Source organism: Marinococcus sp. LNHM5E3-2.1 (genome assembly GCF_056034365.1).
The window spans coordinates 1-22,767 of record NZ_JBQLIB010000023.1; the positions used below are offsets into that span (position 1 = coordinate 1).

Consider the following 22,767-nt stretch of genomic DNA (forward strand, 5'->3'; position numbering starts at 1 on the left):
CGGCTGCGGTTAAAAATCCGCAGCCGGCTTTTCTCTTTTTCATGGGAATTACACTGCTCTGGTACGATCGATCCGGCCAAGGAAAAGCGCCAGGCCGAGGCCGACGGCAAACATTACCAGGCTGACGATAAAAGCAATCACACCGTCATTTAAGCCGGGAAATATAACGTAAAGCGACCCAAGGAGCAGGCCGGTAATCACCGCATACGTTCCGACAGTATGAGCACGCAGCAGGTAACGAAGGAGCTTACTCATAATGGCGATCCCTACGAGCACGCCGACGCCGAAGGTGAAAAGCACGGGCAGGTTCAGTTCTGTTAAGGCGTTGATCACCGTCTGATAAACCCCGATGATTACGAGCACAAACGAACCGCTGATGCCGGGGAGAATCATCGCTGTGCTCGCAAGCCATCCTGAGAAAAATAAGGTGGCAAAGCTTCCTGCGCTGCCGGTGGCAATGACAGCTGTCTCCTCATCCCCCTGGAAAAGACCTGAAAGAAGGACAATTACGGCTGCGATCAGCAAAATGACGTAATGATGCTTTTTAAAATTCGTTTTGTAATTCACCTTGTATAAAATAAAAGGAATCGTTCCGAGAATTAATCCAAAAAAGAAGAAAAACGTCGGCTGCGGGTGTTCGGCAAGCAGCCATTCAAGTAGATGAGCAAGTGACAGAATAGCTGTCCCCATCCCTACACCGAGAGGAATTAAAAAGCCGAGCTGCTGCTTCCACTGGCGTGAAAAAAGCAGGCTGATGGCAGACAACAGCCGGTAGTAAATACCAAGGATTAACGCCAGAGTGCCGCCGCTTACGCCCGGTATAACGTCACTAGCTCCCATGGCCATGCCGCGTAAAATATTTTTCCATTCAATCATGTACATCGAGACTCCTCGTTCATCAAAATTGGTTTATGTAAAAACTGCAAATTTTTCACAGCATCAATTCTTTATATCATGTTTTGAAAGAAATTACTATAAGTCGCCTGCGGCCCATGAAAAAAACCGAACGAAGGGTTCGGTTTAAAAAACGGCACCGGGCTCAAGCTCTTCATTTTCTTCACGCCGCAGGCTTCGTTCAAATACAAATGGGCCAAATGGGATGACGGATACAATAACGGCAATAAGCATGCGCAGAAACGGCCAGCGCTTCTGTATCCAGACAAATAAAGCAATAGCTACATACAGGACGAACAATCCGCCATGGGCAGCCCCAACGATACTGACAGCCATGTCAAAGCCTGCCCCGTATTTTAAAGGCATAGCAATAAAGAGCAGAAGCAGAAATGAGATTCCTTCAATGATACCGGCCCATCTAAGCGATTGGAGAGAATTCATGCACGGCCTTCCTTTCTAATGTCAAAATCACGATAAGAATATATCGTTAACATAGCACAGGGAAAGAACCGGTACAATGGACGAATTGTGACAGTTGAATCAGGGGCGGGCTGCAGCATATAAGCTGAAGGAACGGTTCCACCGTTTTACAGGACGCTGATAAGTCATCCCAATATTTTCAGCTACTTTAATAGAAGGCGTGTTTTCAGGATCGATGATTGATATAAGCATTGAAATATCGAGTGAATAAAATGCGAAATTCCGGACCGTAGCAGCGGCTTCAGATGCATATCCGTATCCCCAGTTCTCCGGTGTGAACAGGTATCCAAGTTCAATAGAAACGCTGCCCTCTATTTTTTCGGGGACAAGTCCGCACTGGCCGATAAAGCGTTGGTTTTGCCGGTCTTCCACGATCCACATTCCGACCCCGTACGATAGATAGTGACTTTTATTCCAATGGATCCATTCATCGATTTCTTTTTCGGACTTTAACGCGGAGTAATAGCGCATAACGTCTTCATCCTGGAAAATGTTTTTCAGCAGCCGGTGATCTTTATGCTGCATGGAACGAAATGAAAGACGTTCGGTGGAGCGGGGTAGTCGCAACGCTTTCACCTCTTTGATTAATTGATGACTGTCAGTGTTTCGGTAAAGCATTCATATGGCTGCTTAAAGCTGCCTGGAAAGAATATTCTTTTGAATTTCCTGATTTTTTTCCGCAAACCGCTCGTTGTGGGAAGATACCATGGCTTTTGCTCCGGCACCGGGTTCAAGAAACTGTTTTACGCTGTTCGCAGCTGAAGCGCCTTCCACAAATGCGCCGGCAATCAAATGGACTTTTCCCTGGTGGCTGGTAATATCCCCGGCAGCAAATAAACCTTCGATATTTGTCCTCATCTGCTCATTTACGAGGATTTTATTTTCGTCTGTCTGCAGCCGCAGGTTTTCAAGAAGCTCGAACTCCATCTGGAAACCGTGATTCACGATGACAGCATCCACTTCTTTTTCCATACTTTCGTTGGTCTCAAGGTTTGTGCAGAGCACCCGTTCGATAGCAGTGCCCTCGTCGTTGCCGTGAAGTTCCGAAAGAGCAAACGGCGTCTGTACATTTACTTCGGAATCCTTCATTTCCTGAACGTGCCGTTCATGACCGCCGAATTCATCGCGCCGGTGCACGACTGTGACTTCGCTTGCGATCGGGCAGAGAGCGTTCGCCCAATCCACAGCAGAGTTGCCGCCTCCGGAAATGACGACCTTCTGGTCACGGAATCGCTCAAGCTGCTGAACGGTATAGTGCAGATTCGAAAGCTCAAATTTTTCTGCGCCTTCGATGTCGAGCTTTTGGGCATGAAGAATGCCGTGGCCGACAGCAATGATAACCGCATGGGAATAATAGATGCCTCCTGTTTCTGCCTCCAGACGGAAAAGCCCGGTCTCTTCCTTTTCCACATGAATAATTTTTTCATTTGTAGTAATTGCCGGGTGAAACGTTTCTGCCTGGGCCACCAGCTGATCCATCAGCTGTTTTCCGGAGGAAGGAGGCAGGCCGCCGACATCCCAGACGATTTTTTCAGGGTAGGCGTGAATTTTTCCGCCCAGATCAGGCTGCGCTTCGATTATATGGGTGTCGAGCGCACGCATCCCGCAGTAAAAAGCAGTGTATAGACCAGCAGGACCGCCGCCGATAATAGTAACATCATGTATGTGAAAGTCAGACAAGGTGTCCAGCTCCTTTAGTGATAATCGTTATCAATTACATTGTACGCTCTTTTTGTACAAAAGTAAAAGAAAGATGGGAAATAGCTTCACAAACATAAAATGTTCCACGTGGAACATTTAGCATTTCGGGGGGAGAGAGCTTATAATACATGCCAGCGCTACGTTCAGTAGAACGAGTAAGAAAATTAAATAATTAAAGAAGTTTTATTCTCCGGTGCGGGTTCCGATGGCTGTAAAAAGCGGTGTTACAGAAAAATGCTTCTTTTTTGTGATACGCGGCTAAGGAAAAGAGCACGTAAAATAAGTAAGCGGTCCATCATAGATATTCTTAAGTATAAAAAAGCCCTGCAGCAGCTGCTGCAGGGCTTTCCATTTATGAGAATTATTCTTTGGCGGAGGCAGACGTTTGTGCATTGGCTACTTGGATATCGTTGTCATTCACCGTGATAGCAATGTTTTGCACGTCTTCCTCTTCAAGCATAAGATCAGCAATGCCGTCTTCTACTTTCTCTTCGATTACCCTGCGAAGAGGGCGGGCACCGAATGAAGGGTCGTAGCCCTGATCGGCAAGCATGCGTTTTGCATCCTCAGATACGGTAACATTCAGTCCCTGCTCGCTGGCTGCTTCCAAGATGTCTTTGAGCATAAGATCTACAATGGTAACAAGGTCTTCGCGAGCCAGTTCTTTGAAGCTTACAATGCTGTCGAAACGGTTCAGGAATTCAGGACGGAAATAATCGCTGAGAGATTCCATGATTTTTGGTTCTACCTGGTCTTTGTCTCCAAATCCTACCGTGACGCGCTTCATTTGCGAGCCGGCGTTTGAAGTCATGATGATGACTGTATCCTTAAAGCTGACCGTGCGTCCCTGACTGTCGGTCAGTCGTCCATCTTCCATGATCTGCAGGAACATATGCTGCACATCAGGGTGCGCTTTTTCAATTTCGTCCAGAAGAATGATGCTGTAAGGCTTCCGGCGCACTTTTTCTGTCAGCTGGCCGGCTTCATCGTGTCCGACATATCCCGGTGGTGAACCGATAAGCTTGGACACAGAATGTTTTTCCATATACTCACTCATGTCGAGGCGGATCATTGCTTCAGGGTCGCCAAACATTTCAGAAGCGAGTGTTTTGGACAGCTCGGTTTTCCCGACACCGGTTGGTCCGACAAATAGGAAGGAACCAATTGGGCGGCTGCCGCGGCGAAGGCCGGCACGATTTCTGCGAATCGAGCGGGCAACTTTGCTTACTGCTTCTTCCTGCCCGATAACATTTGCATTCAGACGTTCAGGCAGATCGCGCATTTTCTTTTGTTCATCACGCTGGAGGCGGCGAACCGGGATACCAGTTTTATTTTCTACAATCATCTGGATCGTTTCTACATCAACGGTCGGTGTTTCTTTTTGAATATTGCCGTTTTGTTCGGCTTCCTTAACCTGCTCCTGCAGCTTGGCCTCTTCGTCGCGAAGCTTAGCTGCGCGTTCGTAATCCTCCTGCTGAGTGGCGCGTTCTTTTTCCGCAGCAATCTGCTCGAGGCGGCTTTGCAGGGATTCGCTGTCATCATCGCTGTGAGCGAGGTTTATTTTGGAGCCTGCTTCATCCATTAAATCGATAGCTTTGTCCGGCAGGAACCGGTCCTGTACATAGCGGTTGGATAAATTAACGCAGGCTTCAAGTGCTTCATCGGTAAAAGCCACATGATGGAATTTTTCATAGTTTGCCTGCAGGCCTTTTAAGATCGCTACGCTGTCTTCGAGGTTTGGTTCGTTAACCATGACCGGCTGAAAGCGGCGTTCAAGCGCTGCATCTTTTTCAATTTTGCGGTACTCTGCGAGTGTTGTTGCACCAATCAGCTGAATTTCTCCCCGGGCGAGCGCCGGTTTCATAATATTGCCGGCGTCCGAAGAACCTTCTGCCGAACCTGCGCCAACGATTTGGTGAACCTCATCAATAAAGACGATGACGTCCTGGCGTTCCTGCAGCTCTTTCAGCAGCTGTTTCATGCGTTCTTCAAACTGGCCGCGCACCCCGGTATTTGCTACAAGGGAAGTAACGTCGAGCAGGTAGATGCTTTTATTTTTCAGCTTGTTTGGCACGTCGCCTTCAGAAATGCGGAGGGCGAGGCCTTCGGCGATGGCTGTTTTACCGACACCAGGTTCACCGATAAGAACCGGATTGTTTTTATTGCGGCGGTTCAATGTTTCAATGACCCGCTCAACTTCTTTATCGCGGCCGATGACTGGATCAATGAGGCCGGCGCGTGCAACATCAGACAGGTTTTTACCTAAGTCGTCAAGAAGACCTCCGCCCTGGCCGCCGCCGGATTGAGCCTGTTCCTGACCCTGACTGGAGCCTTGTTCTGCTCCGCCGCTCATCATGTTGTTGAAGAATTGGTCAAATGGGGACTGGGAGCCACCGAAGCCGCCCTGGCCGGATGGCTGATTCATATTTTGACGAATTTCTCTATAGCACCGTTCACAGAGGTGCATTTTTTGATGACTTCCATTAACATTCATGTTCAGTTCAATGCGTGCTGGACGCTGTTCGCAATGTTCACATCTCATCATACTGAACCGAACCTCCTTATTTTAAAGTAGTATTATTGACGTGTGCATCGTTCATTTTCATCTTCGGAAGGTCAGAATTATTTCATTGACTTTGACTATCTTTGACCTTGTAACAGTATTATATACCCGCTTCCGGTATAATGCAAGAGATAAATTTGATTTTCTCTGACCAATTGATTTACACCTACATAGTAGGAAATAGGGAAGAGAAATTCAAGAAATATGCTCGGATGACATCTGTGAAAAAACGGTAAAGAATGTATTAACGTTTTTGCGAAAGTCTAAACATCTCTGACCAATAAAAAAATTGACTTCAAGGGAAGAAAAGCAGAAAAGGTTTGCAGGGAAAAAGGGAAAGGAAAAGAAACGAAAATGTTTAGAAAGGACGAAGCGAAATGAGAAACAATGAAAAGCGTTCACCAGCTAAAACATACAGATTATCAGAACCACGACATTTGTTTGGAGAAAGCCGTCCGGTGCCAAGAAGAACATTTCCAGTCGAGAGGGGGCACCCGGTGGAGGTAAAACGAAAAATTGAAAATGGGAATCCGGTGGAAGCAGTGAGTGTGGCCGGAGAGCTAAAAGTAAAACTGTTCCGGTGGACACTGCTCCGTGTAGATATCCCTGCGCTGACAGTCCATCTGCACCGGCTAAAAAAATGAGCGGATAATGATTCGAAGACACGCGGATCAAGAAGCATAAGCTTTCCCGCTTTTTTTAAATGGAAGGCAGAGCCGGTAGCTGATAAGACCAACAACTCCCAGGAGAACGAACAGTGTCGACATTCCTGCAGCAGGAATGACGGCACTTGCGGTAAGCATAAAACTGCTGAGGAGAAGAGCGGTATTATACATCATTGACTCCATGGCCATATAAGAACCGCGGGAATCATCGTGAACGATGCCAGCGAGGATAGTCTGGCGGACCGGAATATAAATGATCTCTCCCAGAGTAAAGGCTGCAGCAGCTAGGATGAGGACTAAAAATGAAGTGCTGAATCCGAAAAAACCGAAGGCGAGGGTGTAAATACCGAGCCCGGCGGCCAGAACTTTTTTATAATCGAGGTAGGAAACCCGGGCCGAAACCGGCATAGTAAAGAATACAACGCCGAGGGTGTTAATAAACATAATAAGGCTGAACATTCGTACGCCCGTGAGTTCAAACCCGCCCAGCATCATATGAAATTGTTCATCCAGACGCACGGCCACGTATTTATCCAGCTGAAATTCCAGACTGGCAATACATACAGTCCCTACTAAAAAGAAAAGAAATCGACGGTCCTTCAATACGGCTGCATACCGCTTCCATATAGTGAGCGGTACCTGAATCTGCCGGGAGACGTTCCTGGAAAACGGAACGGTCTGTTGTTTTTCCTTTAATTTAAATGCGACGACGTACCAGATACATATGCTCACGAGAAATAAAGCAACAAATAAATAAAAGCGCCCGCTTTCGAAAAACAGTCCCCCAATAACTGCACCAAAGGCGTATGCTACATTGCCAAGCCAGTAGGCAAGCTGGTAAACGTAAGGGCGCTCTGCTTCAGAGCTGTAATCAATAATCATTGCTTCGGATGGCGGGTCAGCAGCGTTAAAACAAGCGTTGGCGATAAGAAAAGCTGCAAATGTAAGCCATACGGATTCTAATATGGGAGAGCTTGCCAGGGCCATTACACCAAGGCTCAATACCTGCAGCCCCTGAGCGGTAACTATAATTCGCTTTCGGCCGATGAGGTCCGATAAATGTCCGGTCCATAAACCAATTCCGATGCCTGCGGCCATAGTGAATGCGAGCAAAAGACCGGCGGTGCCGGCTCCGAGATGACTGCTGAAATACACCGCCATAAACGGAAGAATGGCCATCAATACAAATTCCATAGAAAAATCAGTAATAAGACGTATTTTAATGTTTGTGTGCAGTCCCTGGAATTTAGTCAACGCAGATCTCTCTTTTCCAATAATATTGAAGTATAAAAATGATAATACCTAAATATGGAAATGTTATCAATGTGTTTCCTGTAGCTTTTAAAATATAAAAATCACGTACTCTGACTATAAACTCCCTTCCGCTTAGTCTTTTCTTTTCACGTTGGACGTGAGAAGATCACGGTAGACAGCATTTTGTATGCGCTGACATTTCAAGGGAAAGGGTGACTGTGATGACTTGGGAACCGGAAGAGATGAAGAAAAGGGATGAGGAAAGTATTTGGCATGCTATGAGGCCTTACAGCCCGGGGGGAGGGATGGTTGTAGAGAAAGCGGAAGGCTCATGGGTAACAGACGTGGACGGAAAGCATTACCTTGACGGAATGTCCGGTCTCTGGTGTGTAAACGTCGGCTACGGGCGGCAAGAAATTGCCGAGGCGGCCTATGAACAGATGCTGAAGCTTCCATTCTATCCTTTAACGCAGAGTCACACTCCGGCCGTGCAGCTGACTGCAAAGCTTGATGAATGGCTCGGCGACGGCTATATGTACTTTTTTTCCAATAGTGGCTCAGAAGCAAACGAAACAGCATTGAAGCTGGTGCGTCAGTATTTTCAACAGATCGGCGAAGGCAGCCGCTATAAGACTATTTCACGCTACCGTACCTACCATGGGAGTACACTTGCCACCATGGCAGCAGGGGGACAGACGCAGCGGAAATACCGGTACGAGCCGCTTCCGCCGGGCTTTGTGCATGTAACGCCGCCGGACCCGTACCGCAAGCCTGAAGGCCAGAGTGATGAAGAGTACAGCCTGGCTTGTGCAGATGAAATTGAACAGGCCATTTTATGGGAAGCGGAAGAATCTGTAGCAGCGGTTATTATGGAGCCTATCATCACCGGCGGCGGGGTGCTGATTCCCGAGGCCTCCTATATGAGACGAGTGCGGGACATCTGTGACCGCTACGGCGTTCTTTTGATCAGCGATGAAGTTATTTGCGGATTTGGACGGACCGGGAAGCGCTTTGGGTTTATGCACGCAGATGTGAAGCCGGATATTGTAACGATGGCGAAGGGAATAACGAGCGGATATATGCCATTATCTGTAACCGCAGTGCGAAAGGATATGTACCAGGCGTTTACAGGAAGTGAAGCCTATGACCATTTCCGCCACGTGAATACCTTCGGAGGTCATCCAGCTGCCTGCGCAGCCGCTGTGAAAAACCTGGAAATCATGGAGCGGGAAAAGCTGGTGGAACGATCGGAGAAAAAAGGCAGGGAGCTCCTGGAGGCGTTAAAGGAGCTGGAAGAGCTTCCCTGCGTAGGTCAGGTACGGGGACGTGGGCTTCTGGCTGGTATTGAATTTGTCGAAGATAAAACGACTAAAAAGGCAGCACCGGAAAAGCTCGTGAAGCAGGTTCTTGCAGCCTGCAAGAATGACGGGGTCATTGTCGGTAAAACGTCCGATATTGCCAAACACCATAATAATGTTTTAACTCTTTCCCCGCCACTGAACATCGAAGACAAAGATCTCCAGCTGCTCATTACCACACTGAAAAAGCATGTAAAAGCTGCAGTACATCCGGAATAAAATACAGAAATGTCCCCGCCTTGAGTAGGGGGCATTTCTATGAAGGTTTTTCTACTTTCTCAATCAATATGAAAGCGCTTTCTGTTATAATTAATATCAGGAAACTGTCGGTTAAGCCAAAATGTATTTAATAACGGATCAAGGGCGGGAGGCAGGGTGATGGAACACTCATATTTGCCGGCTGTTCATGACGCCATTACGTACATGCATGAACATCTTCAAGAACCAATGGATCTTGCCGGGCTGGCCGCGCAGGCTGCCTATAGTCCGTATCATTTTTCGCGACTGTTTAAAAATAGTGTCGGGGTGCCGCCGCTGTATTACCTATCTGCTCTGCGGCTTCAGAGGGCAAAGGAGCTGCTGCTTGAAACAGCTCTTCCTGTACGTGACATTGGTATGGAAATCGGCCAGCAGAGCGTAGGAACGTTCACCACAAGCTTTGCGTCGAGGGTAGGAATGACGCCGGGAGTTTTTCGTGCATCAGCTGCTGCCACAGAAGAATCTTTGGCCTCGTTAAGAAAGTCCCGCCATTGGGCCGAGCCGGTTTTTCCCTCGGCGAAAACGTGTGTCAGAGGCCGTATTTACAGTGAAACGCCTTTTGAAGGGTTTGTGTTAATCGGACTCTTTCCCCGGCCGATGCCGGAGGGCCTGCCATTGTACGGCACGCTGTGCGATGCGTCGGAAGAATACTGTATCCGTGGGGTGAAGCCGGGAATATATTACATGATGGCTACCTCGGTCGCCTGGAAAATGAAGACTGCCGATATTCTCATCCCTCATCACACACTTCGCACACGCTCAAAAGAGCCGTGTCATGTAGACGGAGCACTTGCAGAAGAAAATAGAGACGTTTATTTATACCCGCCGCGCCTCGATGATCCTCCCATTCTCATATCATTGTCGCTATTGATGAATAATTTTCTAAAGCGCCAGGCTAAAACCGCAATCGGGAAGAAATAGGGTGGAAGCGACCTTGCTATAGTGAAGGTAATCATTAAATAGAGGAGGATGTGTACGATGATTACCGGGATGACTCCGGACCTCACTTTTAACGGAAAAGCTCGGGAGGCGACTGTTTTTTATGAAAAAGCCCTGGGGACAAAAGTTATCGAAATCCAGACTTATGCAGAGGTCGAAGGCATGGAAATACCACCCGGAGCCGAAGAACTCATTATGCATGCTTATTTAAAAATCGGTGATATGGAGCTGATGCTCTCGGATACCTTTCCAGAAAGCCCTGCTCTGGAAGCTCCGGGGAGCCTGGTGTCGATCGCACTTAGCATGAGTAACGCTTCCTCGGCAGCAGCAACCTTTCACGCTCTTGAAGCCGGCGGGGAAGTAATCATGCCTATGGCAGAAACGTTTTTCAGTCCGGCTTACGGGCAGTTGAAGGATCAGTTTGGTGTGCTGTGGCATGTGGTTGCTTACGAAGAAGGAAAATGACAAAGAGGGAGGTGCAGGGGCAATGAGTCTGCAGACAAAGCAAATATTTGTAAATATTCCGGTTAAAAATCTTGAGGTCTCGATGGAGTTTTTCCAGACTATCGGCTTTTCATTTGATCAGCGCTTCACGGATGAAAATGCTGCGTGCATGATACTGGGAAGCGGTATGTATGTCATGCTGCTCCAGGAAGCATTCTTTCAAACCTTTACCAACAAAAATGTAGTGGATACGAGCAGGGAGGCGGAAGCCATTCTGGCCATTTCTGCAGACAGCAAGGAAGAAGTCAATGAGATTGTGCAGAAGGCGCTGGACGCAGGGGGCCGTCCATCCAACGAACCGATGGACGGAGGCTTTATGTACGGATGGAGCTTCCAGGACATCGATGGGCATCTCTGGGAGGTAATGTATATGGATGAAAACGCAGTGTAGCAGCAGAGCATCAGTAAACAACAGCAGCTTCCTCGGGAAGAAAGGAGCAGAATTTAATGGAAATCATGCCATTTCAGGAATGGAAGGAAACAAAACTGACCCTTCAGCTTCTCTCTCAGATTCTCGGAAAAATACGGCTTGAAACAGCACCGCAGGAGCCGCAGTGGGAGCATGTGATGCTTGAAGTTACCCGTAACGGATTCTCTACAGGCATGCTGCTTAAGGAGCACAAGGCATTTGAGCTCGAAATCGACATTCGGAACAGCCGGCTTGTGTTGGCAGTCGAAGATGCTGTGGAAACTAAGGGCCTTGAGGATGGCACGTCCATTCAAGCGTATTACGAATGGATTTTCAGGTATCTTCACCAGGCAGGGGTGCACGTGAACATCCATCCCAAACCACAGGAAATGCCGGTAACAGTACTTTTTTCAGAAGATCAGACGCATAAACGGTATGATGCAGAGGCAGCCATGAAGGGATTCAAAATGATGCAGGCAGCGTATCAGGAGGAGCTGGCTTTTATCGGGCCGCTGCGGTGCCGTAAAATCAAACCGGGTTTATTCTGGGGCACCTTCGACGTCTCGACGATCATCGTGGAAAATATTCCGGAGCCTTTTCCGGAAGATAAGACAATTGAAAAGGCTGCTTTTGACGAACAGTTTATCGAATTTGGATTTTGGCCCGGCGATGAAGATACAGCTGTGCCTGCTTTTTTCGTGCTGCCATACCCTTTTCAGCAAAAGGATTTAAACAGTCCAGCGCTTGAGCCTGAAGACGCCTATTATGATCAAAACGCAAGTGAATACTTTCTGCCTCTTACAAACGGCTTTGACGAAAAGGCCATACAGAGGTTTTTCCATACGACGTTTGCTTTACTGCATGCAGAACTCGGATGGAAGGACCGGGATTACTTTTACCGCCCGCTTTTAATGAAAAAGCCTCCAACCATTAAATAGAGAAACCCCGTGCAGGAGAGCCTGCACGGGGTTGATGTTTATATGGCTAGAACGCGTCCGTCTTCGTATACACGGTACGTTTGGAGTAGGCCATCGTCGCCCTGCTCAATAAGGGAAAGGTCCAGTGCCTGCACCTGGTAATAAGCCTTGCCGCTTTCACTGATCGAAGGGTATTGATCAATTTTCAATTCCGCATCTGTGTCTTCCTGATCTCTTACTGTCTGTAGTGCTTCATAGGGGGTGAATTCCTGCTTCTGTTCCTGCTGAACAGTCGTTGGGGCTTCAGAAGCCTGCGCCGGGACAGCCGATCCTGTTACAAATAAAGCTGCGAGACCGACGATGGAAAAGAATTTTTTCATAGATGATCTCCTTTCAGTTGAAGGTATATTTCTACATTCCCTCGAGGAAATAAAACGTAACCAACAGCAGCAAATTCAAATCGAAAGTTGGACCTCTGCCTGCGCAGTTAAATAGTCTTGAATCATAAGCCCGGCAGAGGAGGCAGCCACTGCTGCAATCCCCGGGCCCTGGTGAGGTTAAGAGGAAACAGCTTCCTGAATATATTTTTCGTAAGAAGCAGCATCTTTATCACTAAACAGCACAAAGCGGATATGCCGAACAGAAGCAGCGTGAGAAAGCTGATCCAAAAAGGCAGGCATAAAATCCTCAAGAGCCTGATCGAGAGGGTAGCCAAAAGCCCCAGTGGAAAGAGCAGGAAACCCAATGCTTGTTATGCCTTTGTCTTCGGCCAGCTGCAGGGCATTAAGGTAGCAGGCACGAAGAAGTTCGTCAGAAGGCTTGTCGACGCCGTATACGGGTCCAAGACAGTGAATAATGTAATCGTTTGGCATTTGAAATCCCTCCGTAATCACTGCTTCCCCGGGGGAAATAGGAGCCAGCGGTTTGCAGGCTTCCTCGAGCTCCGGACCTGCCGCCCGGTGAATAGCGCCGGCAACCCCTCCGCCGATTAAAAGCTGGGCATTGGCGGCATTGACTACAGCTTCGAGACCGTCCTGCTTTGTAATATCGCCTTTTATAGATTCGATAGTAATACCCTTATATTCTGTCTGCATAAAAACTTTCGCCTCCAATCCATTGTTTGTAGAGGCTTTTCCCTCATCTTTGTTTTTTTATGCGGAGAGTCTTTTGTTTATCATTTTTTATACAGGGGTAGGGTATTTACAGGAATCATATTAAAGGAGGCGGGCTAATGGCACATGAACACGCAGATCACGAACAGGAGCATCAAGAACATGAAGGTCATGGCGGCGGACATGATCATCATGAACATCACAGCGCTATGATTGCTGATTTTAAAAGAAGATTTTTTGTATCCATTATTTTAACCGTTCCTATTTTGCTTCTGACCCCGATGATCCAGGGATTCCTTGGTCTCGACTGGGGTTTTCCTTATGATCAGTGGGTGCTGTTCGGACTCGCAACGATCGTATTCTTTTACGGCGGCTGGCCGTTTTTAACCGGAGCAGTAGACGAACTGAAGCAAAAAAGTCCGGGAATGATGACACTGATCGGGCTTGCGGTCGTTGTAGCTTACGGATACAGCACTATGGTGGTGTTTGGCTGGGAAGGCACCCAGTTTTTCTGGGAGCTCGCTACGTTAATTGATATTATGCTCCTCGGGCACTGGATCGAAATGCGCTCGATTATGGGAGCATCAAACGCCCTGCAGGAGCTGATTAAGCTCATGCCTCATGAGGCCCGCCGGGTGAAAGCAGACGGGGAGACAGAAGAAGTCAGCGTAGACGATCTTCAGCAGGGAGACCACCTCCTCATTAAGCCGGGGGAAAAAGTGCCGGTGGACGGAACGATTATAAAAGGACGGTCCTCGGTGGATGAATCCATGCTGACCGGGGAATCGCTTCCGGTGGAAAAGAACGAGCAGGATGAGGCGATTGGAGGAGCAGTCAACCAGGACGGAAGCTTAACAATTGAAGTAACAAAAACCGGCGATCAGACGTATCTTTCGCAGGTGGTTACGCTTGTCCAGGAAGCCCAGGAATCCAAGTCGCGGGCTCAGGACCTGGCAAACCGGGCGGCTAAATGGCTGTTTTATGCTGCGCTTGGGTCGGGCATCGTGACGTTTATTATCTGGTGGCTGGTAAGCGGCTCGACAGACAGTGCAGTAGAACGGGCCGTTACTGTAATGGTCATCAGCTGTCCGCACGCTCTCGGACTCGCAGCTCCTCTCGTTGTTTCTGTCTCTACGGCATTATCCGCAAAACAGGGACTGTTAATCCGGAACCGGCCGCCGTTTGAAAGCTCCCGGAAGCTTGATGCAGTCATTTTTGATAAAACGGGGACCCTGACCCAGGGAAGCTTCGGCGTAACCAACGTTGTCCCAAGCGGCAGTTATTCTGAAGAGCAGGTACTCGAATTTGCCGGCTCGGTCGAACAGGAATCGGAGCATCCGCTCGCAGAAGGCATCGTTAATGAAGCTAAAGCGCGCAATATCAAGCTGCATGAGGTGAAAGACTTTCAAACAATGACCGGCCAGGGGCTTGAAGGAACTGTGAACGGGTCAGCGGTGAAAATTGTCAGCCCCGGCTACATGAAAGACCAGCAGCTGACGTATGATGAGAAAACCTTCGAGGAAAAGGCAGAAGAAGGAAAAACGGTAGTATTTGTCCTTGTTGATGGAGATCTGATTGGAATGGTGGCACTTGCTGATATGGTGAGAGAATCCGCCAAAGAAGCTGTGGAACGCTTAAAGGAACAAGGAATTAAACCAATCATGCTCACGGGAGACAATCAGCGCGTGGCGGATTGGGTAGCTGCCCAGCTTGGCATTGAAGAAGTGTATGCGGAGGTGCTGCCGGACCATAAAGCAGAGCAGGTGAAGAAAGTCCAGCAGTCCGGGCGGAAGGTTGCGATGACGGGCGACGGCATCAATGATGCGCCGGCGCTTGCGACAGCGGATGTTGGTATTGCGATTGGCAGCGGTACAGATGTTGCTATGGAAACCGCCGACATTGTACTCGTGCAGAGCAATCCGCTCGATGTGCTTTCCATTATTGATCTGTCCCGGAAAACGTACCGGAAAATGGTTCAGAACCTCTGGTGGGCTGCCGGCTATAACATCGCTGCTATACCACTTGCAGCCGGTGTGCTGGCGCCTGTCGGAATTCTGCTGAGTCCGGCTGTCGGAGCGCTGCTGATGAGTATCAGCACGGTAGTAGTGGCTATAAACGCTCAACTGCTGCGAAATTAGGAAAAACCCGGAGGGCTTTCTGCCTCCGGGTTTTTTAATGGAATTACAAGGGTTTATTTCACCGTTTATTTTTTTCGAACGTTTCAGCTCCGCTGTCTGTACCTGCAATGATGACATCTGCCATGTCGGCAAATAAACCTGTTTCCACGACGCCGACGAGCTGAATCAGCTGGTGATGCAGCTCATCCGGCCGCTCGATCAACTGGAAATCACAATCGAGCACGTAGTTGCCGTTATCTGTTTCGAATGGATGGCCGCTATCGCGGCGAAGGACGGGGTCACAGCCCAGCAATTGAATATCTCGTGCTGTTTTCTGCCACCCAAAGGGCGTGATTTCGACCGGCAGTGGAAAGGATCCGAGCTGTTGAACAATTTTGCTTTGATCCACAGCAATAATCAGCTTATCTGCTGCGTCGGCAATAATTTTTTCTCTGAATAGGGAGCCGCCGCCTCCCTTGATCATATGAAAGTCAGGATCCACCTCGTCTGCGCCGTCAATGGCCACATCTGCTTTCGTCATTTCAGTGGAAAAGTATACGAGCGGCACGTGAAATTCGTTTGCCCACTGCTCGGTAGCAGGGGAGGAGGGGATGCCCTGGACGTGCATTCCCTGCTGAACAAGTTCTCCAAGCTTCTGCATGACCCAGTACATCGTGGAGCCGGAGCCCAGCCCGATAATAGAATTATCTGGAATATACTCGACAGCCTTTGCTGCTGCATCTTGTTTTTGCTGTTCCCTGGACATAAAAAAAGCTCCTTTAGGATGTATTTAAGCAGGCTATTTCCTTTTCTGACTCTGATCAAACCTGGGAGTGCTGGTTGGTCCCTGCAGAAATAAGCTTCACTCCATTTGGATCGACAGTATCTTCAAAAGCAGGATGTGACATCCAGGCTGAATGAAGAGCATGACGGCGAGTGATAAGAGATTGTACGCCGGAAGAATGAGGGTGAAGCAGCTGGTTTATTTCATGGTCAAGGCCTTCCGCAGTAGTTTCAATGTTGATGCTCTGGAGCCGGAAGGAACTGTCAATCTCGTCAACCGCCTCCTGATGTGTCTGAAGCTCCACCCGGAATGAATGACTGGTGGAAATAAACGTTCTTTTTTCTCCTCGTTGGATATGCAGTCCGGCCGTCTCAGCCTGCTGGCAAATAATCCCGAGCCGATGTTCATTTGTAAGGTAGCCGATATGGTCAAACATGATCCGCTTTCCCTGGCCGAACGTAATATTAACGGAGCCTCTGCGCATTTCAATAATACGGAATGTGATTGGTCTATTGCGGAAATCATCCCAATCCAGTGGAGGGTCAAAGGAATGATAGCTGCCTTTATATTTTCCAATACGCTGGGAGACGCGAAACCCCAGCCGGGCATAAAACGCTTCGGTTTGTTCTAAATAAGGGGTCCAGTGATGATAATGAAAAAGCATATGACAGCCTCCTATTTCCATTTCCTGCTATTGTACCAAAATCATCCAAAGGAAAAACCGGCCGTCATAATTTCGGTAAAAGAGGGTAGAGAAAAGTGAACGTATCACGATAAAAAGGAGTGTCTTCGATGACGGAGCCAGTATTTATTATTTCTACCGGGAGAAGCGGATCAACGGCTGTGTCCAACTGCATTCATCTTCATCCTAAACTTGTAAGCCTGTCTGAAACGATTCTTTCTGTTCATTATAATTTTGGGATCAGCGGCGAAGAATGGAAGGAATTCGATAAACAAACGCGGACAGGCAGTGAATTCTGGGAGATGCTTTCTCAAAAAGAGCCGGTACGGCTGGCTCCGTACGAAAAGAAAGGGCTATACAATAAAGAAGTGCTTTATGAGAGAACAGAACATACGTTATTTAACGAGAAAACGGGCTTGCCTGCTATAGCATCCATCACCCTTCCTCACTTAACCGATGAACCGGATAAGCTGTATCAGGAGCTTGAAGAAATCGTGCCGGCGTTTCCGGAAGCTCCGCTTTCGGAGCAATACGGCCGGCTGTTTGCGTGGTTGCAGCAGCGATTTGATGGAGACACGTGTGTGGAGCGTTCCGGATTTTCTACAGACGCAGTCGAACACTTAATAGACATGTTCCCGAATGCGAAATATGTTTTTTTGTACCGGGATCCGCGGGAAATTGCCGTGGCTTTTAACCGCTTCCAGACGATGAAGATGGGAAAAGCTATTTTGAAGGCGATGGAAGAAACAGGGGCTGACCCCTCGGATCCGTCGACAGAGGCCGAAAAGCTTGGTTCCTACCGGTGGCTGCACCCCGATTATTTTGAGCTTGAACAACTGCACCAAATGGACATGCCGTACAGGGAGCTTGGGTCCTGGATTTCGAGGTCACTGCTGCACGCAGGCTGTGTGATCGGGGGTCTGCCGGAGGATCAGCAGCACTGGCTTCGGTATGAAGACCTGCTGAAAACACCGGAAAAAGAGCTCGGGCGTCTGATTGCTTTTATAAACCCGCCGTCTGCGTCAAAAGAAACGAACGAACAATGGATAAACAAAAGCGCCGGTCACATCAACCACAAGCCGGATACGTGGCCGGACCTCCCGGAAGACAAAAGAACTGCGCTGATAGAAGCGGTTCAGCCTGCGCTTCGTTATTTAGGCTACGAGTAACCAGGTGTTTACAAATCAGTATAATCGGAAAGAGTATTTAAAACCAGTAACTCCAGACACGAATTAAAATACAGAAAGGCTGGTCTTAAAATAATGAAAGCAGTAACGATTCAAGGCAAAGAACACATGGAAGTCAAAGAAGTTGCAGACCCGAAAATTGAACGCAGCGATGACATGATTGTACGCATTACAGCCAGTGGTATTTGTGGATCGGACTTGCATTTATATAAAGGTGGTATTCCGACACCGGAGGACTATGTTGTCGGCCATGAGCCGATGGGAATCGTAGAAGAAGTCGGCCCTGATGTAAAAACGCTGAAAAAAGGGGACCGGGTTGTTATTCCATTTAACATTGGATGCGGGGAATGCTATTACTGTACCCATCAAATGGAAAGCCAGTGTGACAACTCCAATCCTCACGCCGAAATGGGTGGACTGTTCGGCTTCTCTGAGGATTTCGGGAACTTCCCGGGCGGCCAGGCGGAGTATCTGCGCGTGCCATATGCTGACTTTACCTCCTTTAAAGTACCGGAGGACAGCGAGCTGAAGGATGAAAGCGTATTGTTCCTTTCAGACGTCGTGCCGACTGCATTCTGGAGCATTGAAAACAGTGGAGCGACTTATGGGGATACAATCATTATTTTAGGCTGCGGGCCTATCGGGTTAATGGCCCAGAAGTTTGCATGGATGAAAGGGGCTTCCCGAGTCATAGCCGTCGATCAGGTGCCACACCGTCTCGAGCATGCAAGAAGAACCAACAATGTGGAGACGTATAATTTCAGTGAAACAAAAGAAATAGGCAAACTGCTTCATGAAAACACAAAGGGCGGCGCAGATGTAGTCGTTGACTGTGTAGGTATGGACGGTACGGTGCCACCGGATACAACGTTCGGTTCCGAAAGCGACAACCAGTTTGGCACTATCAGCCCGATTGTGACAGCTTCCCAGTCTGTGAAGAAAAATGGAGTCGTGCAGCTGACAGGCGTTTACGGCACAGAAGCCAACAGTTTCCCAATTGGTGACTTCTTCACGAGAAACGTTGCGCTTACCATGGGCCAGGCACCGGTTATTCATATGATGCCAAGTCTCTACCGTATGATTGAAAACAAACTGTTTGATCCAACTGACATTATCACACACCCAATTCCATTGGAGGATGCAGCCGAAGGCTACCGCATCTTTGACGAAAAAGAAGATGGTAATATTAAAGTGATCCTGAAGCCATAAAATAATTCTAATATAATAAATGCGGACCCTCTAATCTTATTCAGGGTCCGCATTTATTATGTTAAAAATAGAGAAATCAAAATAAAATGTTTCACGTGAAACATGGTATTAAGCATTTTTATAATAGACCAGGTTATCTGTCCATGCGTCATTTTCGTAAATGAACTTCCGGCGCAGACATTCGTATTCCATTCCGGCTTTTTCTGCAAGAGAGATGGATGGGTGATTATCGACATTTATGTGAGCTTCTATTCGATGAAAATGCAGATCATCAAACGAAGCGCGTAGAACCTCCTGGACGGCTTCTTTGCCAAACCCTTGATTCCAGTACTGGTTATGAATCATATAGCCGAGCATTCCCCATTGAAACTCTTCCCGTATTAACGTAGTAATATCAGCATGTCCCAGATGCCTTCCGTCTTTATGAAAAATATCATACACATAGGTGTAGTCCTGCGCAGCCATTTCTTTTCGCTTTCGAATCATGTCCGTAAACTGTGTTTTGGTAAAGCGGTTGATTTTTGGACGACCGGGGTCGTATACATGCTGGGAGGCTTTTCTTTCCGAGAGGGCATGCTGGTAGTTATCAAAATCATTTGGCTGCAGGGGGCGTAGAATCAAACGCTCTGCCTGCCTGTTTTTTTGCGAAATGTTCATCATACACCTCCTGTATTCAATATATTAATATAATATAAAGCTTGAATTTCACACATATTTTCAAATGAAAAAGCCCCGTCTCTTTGAGCAAAGAGAGGAGCTTAAGGATGCTGTGAAGTTAATGAATATGTTTGACGCGTCCTACCTGGCCGTCTTCGAGCCGGACTTTAATGCCGTGCGGATGGCTCGGGGAATTGGTCAGCAAATCCTTAACAATCCCCCGGGTCAGTGCGCCGCTCCGCTGATCTTTTTTCAATACGATATCGACTTCTGCTCCCGGGGTAACATCTTTACGCTTTGTGCCGTCCATAACATGTCCTTCCTTTCAAAGGTGATGCTTTATTATAGCAGACAAGCGAAAAGAGAAAACAATAAATTCTCTTTCCTGCATCGCTGCACCACCGGTTTAAATAAAAATGCCGAGCCATACGGCACTTAGCATGGCAACCAGCAAAAGGCTTTTCTCTACAGCTGATACGTGCTCGGGGTTGGAGTTATCCATTCGGCTGACAAGAATAAAAGATACAGCCATAAGTACGGCCAGCCCTGCTGCCGCCCACAGGCGGTCACTGCCGAGCCAAAAAATAGTAAGCCCCGAAATCACTAAATAACATACAGCAGGCATATGAGCGTAGGATGAACCAAATTTACGGGTGAACCAGACTACAGTAGTGCGCTTTTCGGGAGAGGCCTGCATATCCGCTTCCCGGTCCGGGATGTGGTGGACCATCACCCAGGCCAGACAGATCATAGCATTGATAAAGGCGTTCTGCCAGGCCCATTCCGGAATGTTTCCAAGCGCCAGCCATGCTCCTCCGAGACCGAGTGAAAATATGGACGGAAACAGGCTCAGCCATTCTCCGAGAAATGGCTTGTAGCTGAGGCTGAGCGGCGGAAGGGAATAAGAAGCCGCAGCCCAGATGCCTATAAGAAGAAGCACGCCTACTTTAAAGTAGCCAAAGATAAAACAAAGCACGGCGGCCACAATCAGTGCGATAGCGAGCCATTTTCCCACCAGCCATAATGATTTTAGCGACATGGCGTTGGTCTGTAGAACGCGGCTCCCGCCGGAAAGAATAGCAGGGCTGTGTTCATCCGTGCCTGAAAGATAGTCAGCATAATCATTAAAAGCATGAGTGAGAAGACCATGAATAAGAAAAGCGCCAATGGCCAGGAGAATAAAAATGGCTGTTAAATAAGAAGCAGGGAAAGACGAATATAAAAAAAGCGGCAGCATGGTAGAGATAATCGTAGCGATGCTTGAGGATATAACGGCAATGGCACGAACAAGCATCCACGCACTGCGCAGCGTTCCGGCGAACTGATTGGCCATCCACATCCTTCCTTTCTGGTTCCTCTGATGATTTCAATTTTTCTGGTACCAGTATCCCATTTCCTGGCGGTTTCGTACAGCCTCCAGAGGAGAAGAGGCGGCATAGGGCAGTAAAAAAGGCGCTGTTCTATAACAGAACAGCGCCTGCGGCTGCACCGCTGACAACGATTACCCACGGCGGAAGCTTCCAGAAAGCAAGCATCGTGAATAGAAAAGCAGCTAGTATAAAATCAAGGGAGGACGTAATGGATGAGGTCCAGATTGGATTATAAAAGGCAGCCAAAAGGATACCTACAACAGCAGCATTTACACCGGTCAACACGCCTTTCATATGAGTGTTTTTACGAAGCATCGACCAAAACGGCAGCGCTCCGATAATTAAAAGGAAAGCCGGTAAAAAAATGCCTGCAGAAGCGACCAGTGCTCCCTGCCAGCCGGACAGGACCGTGCCCAGGTAGGAAGCAAAGGTGAATAAAGGTCCCGGTACGGCCTGGGCTGCTCCGTAGCCTGCAAGAAACGTCTCTTCACTCATCCATCCAGTCGGAACAAACTCCCTTTCCAGCAGAGGAAGCACAACGTGGCCGCCGCCGAATACAAGTGCCCCGGCCCGGTAGAAGCTGTCAAACATAGCTACGAAGGTGGAGCCGGTCCATTCCCGCACAAGCGGAAGTAGAGCGAGCAGAACAAAAAAGAGTGTCAGGCAGAAAGCACCTGTTTTGCGCGAAACGGTTTCGATGACCTCCGTATTATCTGCCTCCTGGACCGAGCGGTACAGCACCCAGCCGGCTCCGCCTGCTGCCAGTATGACGAGTACCTGTGCAAGTGAGGTCTGCCATAAAAGGGTACCGCTCATGGCGAGCAGGGCGATGGTGCGCCGCTGAAGATCAGGCGTGAGCTTCTGGGCCATGCCCCATATCGCATGGGCAACAACTGCCACAGCGACAATTTTTAGTCCCTGGAGCCAGCCGGCATCGCTGACGTCGAGGCCCTCAAGTGCGAGGGCGAAGATCACTAAAGCAATAACGGAAGGAAGTGTGAACCCCAGAAAGGAAATAAACCCTCCAATGAGACCGCCGCGCACAATGCCTATTCCTATGCCGACCTGACTGCTGGCGGGGCCGGGGAGAAACTGACATAAGGCAACCAGGTCCGCATAGCTCTGCTCGTCGAGCCACTTTCTGCGCCGTACGTATTCTTCATGAAAATAGCCTAAATGGGCGATAGGACCGCCGAAAGAGGTCAGCCCCAGCCGGGTGGAAATCAAAAATATTTCCAGCCATTTTTGGCCCAATGTTTTTCCCATGGCGTTCTCTCCTGTCTTTACTTGATTTCTTTAAACAATTCATAAGCTTTTGCACGGGCTTCCTGCAAAATGCCGGCTCCTTTATCTGTGGTGGTATAATATTTACGGATTTTTCCGTTCACGTTTTTATTTTCTTTGTGTAAAAGGCCGTCATTTTCCATAGCATGCAGAATAGGGTAAAGAGTGCCCGGACTCATTGAATAGCCGTGTTCCTGCAGTTCCTCAAGCATCCATTGCCCGTATACGGGATGCTCGGAGGCATGGTGCAGAATATGAATGTGAATGAAGCCTAAAAAAAGCTTGCGAAGCGTTTTATCTTCCATGATCGATCATCCTTTCGGATTCCGATATCGAAATCCGATATCGGAATAGTAACAATTAATTTTTATTATAGCAAGAGGGGAACATAAATTTGAAACCCTGCCGGAAAAATGAAAAAAC

Annotated in this window: 24 protein-coding genes; 9 read left to right on the forward strand and 15 right to left on the reverse strand. The window is 48.2% G+C overall.

Annotated elements, in window-relative coordinates:
- Window positions 1-48 precede the first annotated feature (48 nt).
- From ACTRXH_RS15565 to ACTRXH_RS15585, 5 genes are all read right to left on the reverse strand, one after another.
- Window positions 49-876, reverse strand: a complete 828-nt coding sequence (locus ACTRXH_RS15565) for a DUF368 domain-containing protein (protein ID WP_474261261.1) — start codon at window positions 874-876, stop codon at window positions 49-51.
- A gap of 144 nt (window positions 877-1,020) precedes the next feature.
- The gene (locus ACTRXH_RS15570) at window positions 1,021-1,335 is read right to left on the reverse strand and encodes a DUF3817 domain-containing protein (RefSeq protein WP_474282939.1); all 315 of its coding nucleotides are present in this window, start codon (window positions 1,333-1,335) and stop codon (window positions 1,021-1,023) included.
- Window positions 1,336-1,434: 99 nt separating this feature from the next.
- Window positions 1,435-1,992 carry a GNAT family N-acetyltransferase gene (locus tag ACTRXH_RS15575; protein WP_474261263.1) on the reverse strand — a complete coding sequence of 186 codons (558 nt, stop codon included), beginning with the start codon at window positions 1,990-1,992 and terminating at the stop codon, window positions 1,435-1,437.
- Between the two features lie 12 nt (window positions 1,993-2,004).
- Window positions 2,005-3,054 carry an NAD(P)/FAD-dependent oxidoreductase gene (locus ACTRXH_RS15580; RefSeq protein ID WP_474282941.1) on the reverse strand — a complete coding sequence of 350 codons (1,050 nt, stop codon included), beginning with the start codon at window positions 3,052-3,054 and terminating at the stop codon, window positions 2,005-2,007.
- A 382-nt stretch (window positions 3,055-3,436) separates the two neighbouring features.
- Window positions 3,437-5,617 carry an ATP-dependent Clp protease ATP-binding subunit gene (locus tag ACTRXH_RS15585; RefSeq protein ID WP_474282966.1) on the reverse strand — a complete coding sequence of 727 codons (2,181 nt, stop codon included), beginning with the start codon at window positions 5,615-5,617 and terminating at the stop codon, window positions 3,437-3,439.
- Between the two features lie 398 nt (window positions 5,618-6,015).
- Here ACTRXH_RS15585 and ACTRXH_RS15590 point away from each other — a divergent pair, with 398 nt between their 5' ends.
- Entirely contained in the window at window positions 6,016-6,282 is a 267-nt protein-coding gene (locus tag ACTRXH_RS15590) for a hypothetical protein (protein ID WP_474282943.1), read from the forward strand.
- 27 nt (window positions 6,283-6,309) lie between these two features.
- Here the strand turns inward: ACTRXH_RS15590 and ACTRXH_RS15595 are convergent, their stop codons facing one another.
- On the reverse strand, window positions 6,310-7,557 hold the full coding sequence (locus ACTRXH_RS15595; protein ID WP_474282945.1) for an MFS transporter: 1,248 nt from the start codon (window positions 7,555-7,557) through the stop codon (window positions 6,310-6,312).
- A gap of 221 nt (window positions 7,558-7,778) precedes the next feature.
- Between ACTRXH_RS15595 and ACTRXH_RS15600 the strand changes: the two genes are divergently transcribed.
- From ACTRXH_RS15600 to ACTRXH_RS15620, 5 genes are all read left to right on the forward strand, one after another.
- On the forward strand, window positions 7,779-9,134 hold the full coding sequence (locus ACTRXH_RS15600; protein ID WP_474282947.1) for an aminotransferase: 1,356 nt from the start codon (window positions 7,779-7,781) through the stop codon (window positions 9,132-9,134).
- Between the two features lie 159 nt (window positions 9,135-9,293).
- Window positions 9,294-10,094, forward strand: a complete 801-nt coding sequence (locus ACTRXH_RS15605; protein WP_474282949.1) for a helix-turn-helix domain-containing protein — start codon at window positions 9,294-9,296, stop codon at window positions 10,092-10,094.
- Between the two features lie 57 nt (window positions 10,095-10,151).
- On the forward strand, window positions 10,152-10,577 hold the full coding sequence (locus ACTRXH_RS15610; RefSeq protein ID WP_474282951.1) for a VOC family protein: 426 nt from the start codon (window positions 10,152-10,154) through the stop codon (window positions 10,575-10,577).
- A 22-nt stretch (window positions 10,578-10,599) separates the two neighbouring features.
- Window positions 10,600-11,007, forward strand: coding sequence for a VOC family protein (locus ACTRXH_RS15615; protein WP_474261270.1), 408 nt, complete (start codon window positions 10,600-10,602; stop codon window positions 11,005-11,007).
- Window positions 11,008-11,063: 56 nt separating this feature from the next.
- Complete coding sequence (locus ACTRXH_RS15620) at window positions 11,064-11,963, forward strand: DUF5996 family protein (RefSeq protein WP_474282953.1); 900 nt, start codon at window positions 11,064-11,066, stop codon at window positions 11,961-11,963.
- A 38-nt stretch (window positions 11,964-12,001) separates the two neighbouring features.
- On the opposite strand, the gene ACTRXH_RS15625 is transcribed toward ACTRXH_RS15620, so the two are convergent.
- On the reverse strand, window positions 12,002-12,322 hold the full coding sequence (locus ACTRXH_RS15625) for a hypothetical protein (protein ID WP_474261272.1): 321 nt from the start codon (window positions 12,320-12,322) through the stop codon (window positions 12,002-12,004).
- Between the two features lie 177 nt (window positions 12,323-12,499).
- Entirely contained in the window at window positions 12,500-13,036 is a 537-nt protein-coding gene (locus ACTRXH_RS15630; RefSeq protein ID WP_474282955.1) for a macro domain-containing protein, read from the reverse strand.
- 137 nt (window positions 13,037-13,173) lie between these two features.
- On the opposite strand from ACTRXH_RS15630, the gene ACTRXH_RS15635 reads away from it, so the two are divergent.
- A complete protein-coding gene (locus ACTRXH_RS15635) occupies window positions 13,174-15,192 on the forward strand; it encodes a heavy metal translocating P-type ATPase (RefSeq protein WP_474261275.1) in 2,019 nt (672 codons plus the stop codon).
- A 58-nt stretch (window positions 15,193-15,250) separates the two neighbouring features.
- Here the strand turns inward: ACTRXH_RS15635 and rpiA are convergent, their stop codons facing one another.
- Entirely contained in the window at window positions 15,251-15,937 is a 687-nt protein-coding gene (gene rpiA / locus ACTRXH_RS15640) for a ribose-5-phosphate isomerase RpiA (RefSeq protein WP_474261276.1), read from the reverse strand.
- 55 nt (window positions 15,938-15,992) lie between these two features.
- A complete protein-coding gene (locus tag ACTRXH_RS15645) occupies window positions 15,993-16,619 on the reverse strand; it encodes a hypothetical protein (protein WP_474261277.1) in 627 nt (208 codons plus the stop codon).
- A gap of 128 nt (window positions 16,620-16,747) precedes the next feature.
- On the opposite strand from ACTRXH_RS15645, the gene ACTRXH_RS15650 reads away from it, so the two are divergent.
- The gene (locus ACTRXH_RS15650; RefSeq protein ID WP_474261278.1) at window positions 16,748-17,806 is read left to right on the forward strand and encodes a sulfotransferase; all 1,059 of its coding nucleotides are present in this window, start codon (window positions 16,748-16,750) and stop codon (window positions 17,804-17,806) included.
- A gap of 93 nt (window positions 17,807-17,899) precedes the next feature.
- Window positions 17,900-19,033, forward strand: coding sequence for an alcohol dehydrogenase catalytic domain-containing protein (locus ACTRXH_RS15655; protein WP_322525400.1), 1,134 nt, complete (start codon window positions 17,900-17,902; stop codon window positions 19,031-19,033).
- 108 nt (window positions 19,034-19,141) lie between these two features.
- Here ACTRXH_RS15655 and ACTRXH_RS15660 read toward each other — a convergent pair whose 3' ends face one another.
- From ACTRXH_RS15660 to ACTRXH_RS15680, 5 genes are all read right to left on the reverse strand, one after another.
- Window positions 19,142-19,690, reverse strand: coding sequence for a GNAT family N-acetyltransferase (locus ACTRXH_RS15660; protein ID WP_474282958.1), 549 nt, complete (start codon window positions 19,688-19,690; stop codon window positions 19,142-19,144).
- Between the two features lie 118 nt (window positions 19,691-19,808).
- A complete protein-coding gene (locus tag ACTRXH_RS15665) occupies window positions 19,809-20,000 on the reverse strand; it encodes a YwbE family protein (protein ID WP_462865915.1) in 192 nt (63 codons plus the stop codon).
- Between the two features lie 96 nt (window positions 20,001-20,096).
- Entirely contained in the window at window positions 20,097-21,023 is a 927-nt protein-coding gene (locus ACTRXH_RS15670) for a prenyltransferase (protein WP_474282960.1), read from the reverse strand.
- 127 nt (window positions 21,024-21,150) lie between these two features.
- Window positions 21,151-22,326: a chromate efflux transporter gene (gene chrA, locus ACTRXH_RS15675; RefSeq protein ID WP_474282962.1), complete on the reverse strand. Its 1,176-nt coding sequence runs from the start codon at window positions 22,324-22,326 to the stop codon at window positions 21,151-21,153.
- 17 nt (window positions 22,327-22,343) lie between these two features.
- The gene (locus tag ACTRXH_RS15680) at window positions 22,344-22,649 is read right to left on the reverse strand and encodes a PadR family transcriptional regulator (protein WP_474282964.1); all 306 of its coding nucleotides are present in this window, start codon (window positions 22,647-22,649) and stop codon (window positions 22,344-22,346) included.
- Between the last annotated feature and the right edge of the window lie 118 nt (window positions 22,650-22,767).

Coding starts and splice junctions, on each gene's coding strand:
- ACTRXH_RS15575 (WP_474261263.1), bottom strand. CDS start 1,992: ATGCTTTACCGAAACACTGACAGTCATCAATTAATCAAAGAGGTGAAA.
- ACTRXH_RS15600 (WP_474282947.1), top strand. CDS start 7,779: ATGACTTGGGAACCGGAAGAGATGAAGAAAAGGGATGAGGAAAGTATT.
- ACTRXH_RS15565 (WP_474261261.1), bottom strand. CDS start 876: ATGATTGAATGGAAAAATATTTTACGCGGCATGGCCATGGGAGCTAGT.
- ACTRXH_RS15590 (WP_474282943.1), top strand. CDS start 6,016: ATGAGAAACAATGAAAAGCGTTCACCAGCTAAAACATACAGATTATCA.
- ACTRXH_RS15645 (WP_474261277.1), bottom strand. CDS start 16,619: ATGCTTTTTCATTATCATCACTGGACCCCTTATTTAGAACAAACCGAA.
- ACTRXH_RS15605 (WP_474282949.1), top strand. CDS start 9,294: ATGGAACACTCATATTTGCCGGCTGTTCATGACGCCATTACGTACATG.
- ACTRXH_RS15625 (WP_474261272.1), bottom strand. CDS start 12,322: ATGAAAAAATTCTTTTCCATCGTCGGTCTCGCAGCTTTATTTGTAACA.
- ACTRXH_RS15570 (WP_474282939.1), bottom strand. CDS start 1,335: ATGAATTCTCTCCAATCGCTTAGATGGGCCGGTATCATTGAAGGAATC.
- chrA (WP_474282962.1), bottom strand. CDS start 22,326: ATGGGAAAAACATTGGGCCAAAAATGGCTGGAAATATTTTTGATTTCC.
- ACTRXH_RS15680 (WP_474282964.1), bottom strand. CDS start 22,649: ATGGAAGATAAAACGCTTCGCAAGCTTTTTTTAGGCTTCATTCACATT.
- ACTRXH_RS15650 (WP_474261278.1), top strand. CDS start 16,748: ATGACGGAGCCAGTATTTATTATTTCTACCGGGAGAAGCGGATCAACG.
- ACTRXH_RS15655 (WP_322525400.1), top strand. CDS start 17,900: ATGAAAGCAGTAACGATTCAAGGCAAAGAACACATGGAAGTCAAAGAA.
- rpiA (WP_474261276.1), bottom strand. CDS start 15,937: ATGTCCAGGGAACAGCAAAAACAAGATGCAGCAGCAAAGGCTGTCGAG.
- ACTRXH_RS15585 (WP_474282966.1), bottom strand. CDS start 5,617: ATGAGATGTGAACATTGCGAACAGCGTCCAGCACGCATTGAACTGAAC.
- ACTRXH_RS15670 (WP_474282960.1), bottom strand. CDS start 21,023: ATGGCCAATCAGTTCGCCGGAACGCTGCGCAGTGCGTGGATGCTTGTT.
- ACTRXH_RS15635 (WP_474261275.1), top strand. CDS start 13,174: ATGGCACATGAACACGCAGATCACGAACAGGAGCATCAAGAACATGAA.
- ACTRXH_RS15610 (WP_474282951.1), top strand. CDS start 10,152: ATGATTACCGGGATGACTCCGGACCTCACTTTTAACGGAAAAGCTCGG.
- ACTRXH_RS15630 (WP_474282955.1), bottom strand. CDS start 13,036: ATGCAGACAGAATATAAGGGTATTACTATCGAATCTATAAAAGGCGAT.
- ACTRXH_RS15665 (WP_462865915.1), bottom strand. CDS start 20,000: ATGGACGGCACAAAGCGTAAAGATGTTACCCCGGGAGCAGAAGTCGAT.
- ACTRXH_RS15620 (WP_474282953.1), top strand. CDS start 11,064: ATGGAAATCATGCCATTTCAGGAATGGAAGGAAACAAAACTGACCCTT.
- ACTRXH_RS15615 (WP_474261270.1), top strand. CDS start 10,600: ATGAGTCTGCAGACAAAGCAAATATTTGTAAATATTCCGGTTAAAAAT.
- ACTRXH_RS15660 (WP_474282958.1), bottom strand. CDS start 19,690: ATGAACATTTCGCAAAAAAACAGGCAGGCAGAGCGTTTGATTCTACGC.